Below are 6630 nucleotides of genomic sequence, written 5' to 3'. Positions count from 1 at the left end.
GGCGCGGCGGAGTCGGTCAGGATCTCGTACTCGGTGGTCAGGATCGGGTTCGCCCGCTCCTGGCCCTCGACCGGCTGCGACATCAGGCCGGTGCCGAAGCAGGCGGTGGTGACGTTGCTGCCGTCCTTGCCGTTGCGCCCGCCCCAGCCGCCGGGCAGCCAGTCGTAGAACATGTAGATCGGCCTGTCGGCCCGGCGCCCGTCGCGGCCGCCGGTCAGCAGGTATTCGAGGTTGAACGCGCAGGCGATGGCCCGCTCGGGCATGATGCGCGACCACATCTCGTAGATCGCATTCATGATCTTCTCGAACGGCATCAGGAAGCCGGTGACGGCGACCGGCCACTTGGCATCGACGATGGAGCCCTCCGGCGCGATGATCGAGAAGGCGCGGTAGAAGCCGCTGTTGAGCGGCAGGTCGGGGAAGAAGGTCTTCATGCCCGCCGCCACCGCCGAGAAGGTGGCGCCGAAGGCCGAGTTGTAGATCGACCCGATGGTCGGATGGCTGCCGGTGAAGTCGTAGGTGACGGTGTCGCCCCGGATCGTCATCTTGATCCGGATCGGGATCATGCCCTCCGGCCCGCTCGGGTCGCGGTCGATGAAGTCCACCGTCTCCCACTCGCCGTCGGGGAGCGCCGCGAGGCGCTGGCGCACCGCGCGCTCGACGTAGTCCTGGACGGCGGCGAGGCCCGTCTCGACGGTCTCGCGGCCGTACTTCTCCGCGAGGCGCAGGATCTCGCGCTCGCAGACCTGGGTCGCCTCGGCCTGGGCCTGGATGTCGCCGATGATCGAGGCCGGATCGCGGGTGTTGGCGGCGATCAGGCAGGCGACGTCGGCGCAGAAGCGGCCCTTCGAGAACAGCCGCACCGGCGTGATGCGCAGGCCCTCGCGGAACATGTCGCGGGCGGTGACGTCGAACGAGCCCGGCACGCTGCCGCCGACGTCGGACCAGTGCCCGTTCGACTGGCTGAAGGCGATGATCTTGCCGTCGGCGAAGATCGGCCGGATCAGGCGCACGTCGCAGAAGTGGGTGCCGCCGGCGTAAGGGTCGTTGATGGCGTAGACGTCGCCCGGATGCATGTCGCCCTCGAAGGCCCGCATCACGTCCTGGCAGGTGAAGTGCAGGGTGCCGACATGGACCGCGATGTCCTGGTTGCCTTGCGCCGCCGAATGGCCGCGGGCGTCGTGCAGCGCACTCGAGAAGTCGCGGTTGTAGATCACGAAGGAATAGCAGGTCCGCAGGATCTGCTCGCCCATCTGGTCGACGCTGGTGATGAAGGCGTTCTTCAGCACCTCGAAGGTGACGGGGTCGAGGGTCTCGGCCATGGCGCTCACTCCTTCACCCGGATCAGGATGTTCAGGTAGCGATCGACCTCCGCGCTGGTGCCGGGCGGGACCAGGACGGTGGAATCGACCTGCTCGACCACCGCCGGGCCGGTGAGGCGGAACCCCGCCGGCAGGGTGGTGCGGTCGTAGACGGGGGTGTCGTGGGCGTCGCCGTCGAACCAGACCGGGCGGCGGCTCGCGGGCTCGGGCGTCGCGCCGGTGGGCTCGTGGGTGGCGAGCGCCGCCTTCGGCACCACGCCGACCGCCTTGAGGTTGAGGCGGAAGAAGCCGACCGGCGCGTCGTCGCGGCGGAAGTTGTATTCCCGCTCGTGGTGGCGGTGGAACGCCTCGGTCAGGTCGGCGATCGCCCCGATCGGCCGCGGCGCCGGCACGGCGAGCGAGCGCCACTGGCCCTGGTACATCATGTCGATGCTGCGCTGGAGCACGATGTCGGCGTCGGCCACGCCCTCGTGGGCGAGGCGGGCCAGCGCCTCCGCCTCGAGGCGGCCGAACTCGGCCTCGATCTCACCGGGATCCGCCTCGGCGGCACCGACGAGGTAGCTCTCCGAGAAGTCGTGCTGGATGTCGACGAGGAGGCAGCCGAGCGCCGAGGTCACGCCCGGGTTGGGCGGCACGATCACGACGGGAATCGCGAGCTCGCGGGCGATGTCGACCCCGTGCAGGGCGCCCGCGCCCCCGAAGGCCACGAGGGCGAAGTCGCGCGGGTCGTAGCCGCGGCTGATCGAGATCAGCCGGACAGCATCCGACATGTTGGCGTTGGCGACCCGCAGGATCGCGTCGGCGGCCTCCGGCAGGGACAGGCCGAAGGGCTCGGCCACGCCCTCGCGCACGGCCTCGGCCGCCAGGTCCCGATCCAGGGTGATCTTGCCGCCGGCCAGGCTCGTGCCGAGGCGGCCGAGCACCACGTTGGCGTCGCTGTTGGTGGGCTGGCGGTTGCCGTTGCCGTAGCAGGCCGGCCCCGGATAAGCGCCGGCCGATTGCGGCCCGTTGCGCAAGGAGCCCGCCTCGTCGGTCCAGGCCAGCGAGCCGCCGCCGGCGCCGATGGTCAGGACCTCGATCGACGCGAAGCGGATCGGATAGCCGAACTCGATGTGCCAGTCCTTGGTCACCCGCGACTGGCCCTCGTAGGCGAGCGACACGTCGGTCGAGGTGCCCCCCATGTCGAGGCCGATGGAATTGGCGTAGCCGCACAAGCCGGCGATGTGGCGGCTCGCGATGGCGCCCGCCGCGATTCCGGAGCCGGCGAGGCGCGCCGCGAAGTCCTTGACGCTGCCCGGCGTCATCACCCCGCCGCCGGTGTGCAGGAGGAGGAGGTCGCGGGCATAGCCCCCGTCCCGCAGGCGCTCGCCGAGGCGGGTGGTGTAGTCGACGACGACAGGGCTGAGCGCCGCGTTGACCACCGTGGTCGAGAAGCGCTCGTGCTCGAAGATCTCCGGCAGCACGCCCGACGAGATCGAGACCGGCACCCCGGGCAGTTCCTCCTCCAGGATCGCCTTCATCCGCCGCTCGTGGGCGCCGTTGACGTAGGCGTTCATGAAGCAGACCGCGACCGCCGCGACCTCGCGGCGGCGCAAGGTCCGGGCGACCGAGCGGGCTGCCGCCTCGTCGAGGGGGGTGACCACGCGCCCCTGCGCGTCGATCCGCTCCGGCACGGTGAGGCGGTCGCGCCGGGGCACGTAGGGGCGCACCACGTCCTTGTAGGTGTCCCAGAGATCCTCCTTGTTGGCGCGCCGGATCTCGATCACGTCGCGAAAGCCGGCGGTGCAGACCATGGCGGTGCGCGGCAGGCGCCGGGTGATGAGGGCGTTGGTCGCGACCGTGGTGCCGTGGGAGAACAAAGCCACCCGGGACAGGTCGATGCCGGCCTTGTCCACGCCCGCCAGGATGCCGTCGATCGGATCGCGCGACGACGCGGTCTTCTCGATCCGGATCAGCCCGGTCGCCTCGTCCATGATGCAGATATCGGTGAAGGTGCCGCCGACATCGACGGCCACGCGCAGGTTCTGCACGATGGAGCCTCCTCGTTGTGCAAGGATAATTTCGAGCGATCAATCACGCTTGCGGTTTAAACTGAATCTCTGCGTCATCCCTGCGCTTGCCGAAGGCGAGAGCCCGTGATTCATAACCACTGAGTCGCGGAATGAAGCGGGGCGCAGTCAGCTCTCTTCTCGAATGTCAGCGGTTATGGATCCCGGGTTCCGCGACGCGGCCCCGGGATGACGACGGAGGCAGGAGGACGCGGTGGGTGAGAGAAGGACGGACGCCCCCTCACCCCCTCGCCGCCGCCCGCGCCTCCCGCGGGGTGCAGCCGAACTCGGCCCGGTACTGGCGGCTGAACTGGGCCTGGTCGCCGAAACCCCAGCGATAGGCGATCTCGGACAGGGAGCGGCGGCAGCCCGGGTCGCGCAGGGCCTCGTCGCACATCGCCAGCCGCTGGCGGCGGATGAACCCGCAGACGCTGGTCCCTTGCGTCTCGAACAGCTGGTGCAGGTAGCGCACCGACAGGCCGCAGGCCTCCGCGATCCCCTGCGGTCCGAGATCGGCGCGGGCGAGGTTGGCGCGGATGTAGCGCTCGACCCGGTGCAGGTGCGCGCCCTGGACCGAGGAGGCCTGGCTGCCCAGGGTGCGCGGGTCGGCCTCGACCGCGAGCGCCAGGAGGTCGACGAGGTGGCGCCCGGTCATCGCCCGGGCCGCCTCGTCCAGCTCGTGGACCCGCGGCGCGGTGAGGCGCAGCATGTCGACGAAGAGGGCGCCGACGCCCTGCGTGGCGTCGAAGCTCAGGGTCGCGAGGCGCTCGGGCGCCCCGATCCGGGCGCGCAGGACGGGGCTCGGCACCTTGAGCACCCAGAGGGCGTTCGGCTCCGTATAGGCGAACTCGTAGGGCAGGTGGCTGCGCTCGATCAGGAAGGCGCCGGGCCGGCAGCGCACGTGCTTGCCGTCCTGGCTGAAGCTCACTTCCGCGCGCTCCGGGACGGTGATGAGGAAGCTCTCGTCGTGGGCCTGGAGCAGGTGGCGGGCGTGGCGGCGGTAGACGAGGCCGTCCGAGACGTTGCGGGAGATCGCCAGGTCGCCGAGGCTCCAGACCTCGAGGGCGCCGGAGAAGGCCGGGCCGGGGCGAAAAGCCAGTTCGAGCGGGAAGTAGGTCCGGCTGACCGCCTCGCTCCAGGCGCGCTTGCGCTCAGCCGGCTCGGCGTGCGCGGTCGAGAACGCGGTTTGCATCACCCGATCCTCCTCCTGCTGCCACGGTCCGGATCGCTGCCCGGCACCTATTTGCCGGCTCAGGCCAGCGCAGTAGACGGCGTTCCGGCGTCCCGCTCTTGCACGTGAGTGCGCGAAGACTTGATCCTCAGCGCAGTGATCTTCACGCGCACGTGCGCAACGACGATGCCCCGGAGACCGGGTCTCCGGGTTGCTTCACGGCCCGCGATCGCCCCGCTCACGCGAGGGCGTCCCGGATCCGGGCGAGCCGCCCCGCATTCTCCGTCCGCGCCGCGAGCGCCCCCGCCATGTCGGTGCGGGCGAAGCGCACGGGCTGGTGCGGCTGGAGCTGCCCGATCAGGTCCATGTCCGCTGCAATCACCGTGCCGATCATGAAGTAGCCGCCGCCCGACACCGCGTCGCGGTGCAGCACGATCGGCTCGGTGCCGCCCGGCACCTGGATCGAGCCGTAGGGGTAGCAGCTGTCGACGATGTTCGAGGGGTCGGAGCCGGCGCCGAAGGGCGGCTCGCGCGGCACGAAGTCGAGGGCGTGCCCGCCGCGGAAGCGGTAGCCGATCCGGTCGGCCTCGGGCGCCACCTTCCAGGTATCCGCCAGGAACCGCTCGGCCGCCTCGCCCGTGACCCGGTGGTCGTAGAGGCCGGGCAGCATCCGCAGCACCGGCTCACCCCTGCGCCGCAGCTCCGCCGGGAGGCTGCGCCCCTCCCCCGCCGGGCGCCCGGGCCCGATCGCGAGCCGGTCGCCGGCCTTCAGCGCCCGTCCCTCGTGGCCGCCGAGCGCCCCGAGGGCGTAGGTCGCCCGCGAGCCGAGCACCACCGGCACGTCGATCCCGCCCGACACCGCGATGTAGGCGCGCGCCCCGGCCTTGAGGAAGCCGAAGGACAGGACCTGCCCGGCCCGGACGGGCAAGGCGGTCCAGCCCGGCTGCTCGACCCCGTCGACCTTCGGGGGCATCTCGGCCCCGGTCACCGCCACGGTGGCGTCGGCGGTGAAGCGGATCTCCGGGCCGAGGAAGACCGCCTCGAGCCCGGCCGCGCCCTCGTCGTTGCCGACCAGCAGGTTGGCGGCGATCAGGGATTCCCGGTCCATCGCCCCGGAGAGCGGGATGCCGAGATGGTAGTAGCCGGGTCGGCCGAGGTCCTGCACCGTGGTCGACAGGCCGGGCTTGACGATCTCGATCATGGACGCGGCCTCAGCCATGGAGCACCCCCAGGAGCGCGGCGTTGGTGCCGGTGGGATCGGCCTGGAACGCGGCGAGCGAGAAATCGACCTCCCGGATCAGCGGGGCGAACCGCCCGGCCTCGACCTCCTCCACCGCGGCGTCGTACGCGTCCCGCCCGACGGGCCGGAACTTCACGATGTCGCCCGGCCGGAACAGGATCATGAAGTCGCGCAGATAGCTGATCTCTTGCGCCGGATCGTAGATCGGCATCGGGGTGATGCCGAACATCTGGTAGCCGCCGGCGCCCCGCACCGAGTAGATCGCCCCGAAGCAGCCGCCATGGCCGACCGTCAGCTTCGGCGTGTCGGTGCGCGGGCGAAGATACTTCGGGGCCTGGATCTGCTTGTCGCGCTCGACCATCTGGTACAGGAACGGCAGGCCCGCCACGAAGCCGACCATCGAGACGAACCACGGCGAGCCCGCATGGGCGGCGATCAGGGACGGCACGTCCGGGTAGCCGTTGATCCGGGCGGTGTATTCGAGGTCGGTGGCCTGCGGATCCTGGTGGCGCTCGCGGAAGCGCATCAGGGTCTCGCGGGTCCAGGGATCGTCGTAGAAGACCGGCATCTCGATGATCCGGGTCTTCAGCTCGGCCCCGCCGGCGCCGGCTCCCTCCAGGCTCCTCAGCTCCTTGAGCAGGTCGTCGGGGGCGATGACGTCGGGATCGAACTTGATCTGGAACGAGGCGTTGGCCGGGCAGATCTCGGTGACGCCGCGGATGCGGCTGTCGCGCACCGCATTGGTGATCGAGAGGCTGCGGAAGAAGGCTTCGAGGGACATCGCCTCATCGACCTCGACGAAGACGTGCTCGTCGCCACCGAACGTGTAGCGCATGATCGCGAGGCTTC

5 protein-coding genes are annotated in these 6630 nt (G+C 70.6%); all 5 read right to left on the bottom strand.

The features are described from left to right. Nucleotides 1-1322 (bottom strand): hydantoinase B/oxoprolinase family protein (locus tag VQ02_RS14375; protein WP_048444884.1); only part of this gene is annotated, 1322 nt, incomplete at its 3' end. A 5-nt stretch (nucleotides 1323-1327) separates the two neighbouring features. Further along, nucleotides 1328-3352 (bottom strand): hydantoinase/oxoprolinase family protein, encoded by a 2025-nt coding sequence (locus tag VQ02_RS14370; RefSeq protein ID WP_048444883.1) that lies wholly within the window; start codon nucleotides 3350-3352, stop codon nucleotides 1328-1330. Between the two features lie 259 nt (nucleotides 3353-3611). Further along, nucleotides 3612-4562, bottom strand: coding sequence for an AraC-like ligand-binding domain-containing protein (locus VQ02_RS14365; RefSeq protein WP_048444882.1), 951 nt, complete (start codon nucleotides 4560-4562; stop codon nucleotides 3612-3614). Between the two features lie 217 nt (nucleotides 4563-4779). Further along, nucleotides 4780-5742, bottom strand: a complete 963-nt coding sequence (locus tag VQ02_RS14360; RefSeq protein ID WP_048444881.1) for a 5-oxoprolinase subunit C family protein — start codon at nucleotides 5740-5742, stop codon at nucleotides 4780-4782. 10 nt (nucleotides 5743-5752) lie between these two features. After that, on the bottom strand, nucleotides 5753-6616 hold the full coding sequence (locus tag VQ02_RS14355) for a 5-oxoprolinase subunit B family protein (protein ID WP_048444880.1): 864 nt from the start codon (nucleotides 6614-6616) through the stop codon (nucleotides 5753-5755). Nucleotides 6617-6630: the final 14 nt, after the last annotated feature.

It is taken from the genome of Methylobacterium variabile, assembly GCF_001043975.1.
Taxonomy (GTDB): Bacteria; Pseudomonadota; Alphaproteobacteria; order Rhizobiales; family Beijerinckiaceae; genus Methylobacterium; species Methylobacterium variabile.
This window is presented reverse-complemented; position numbering and strand designations above follow the sequence as displayed.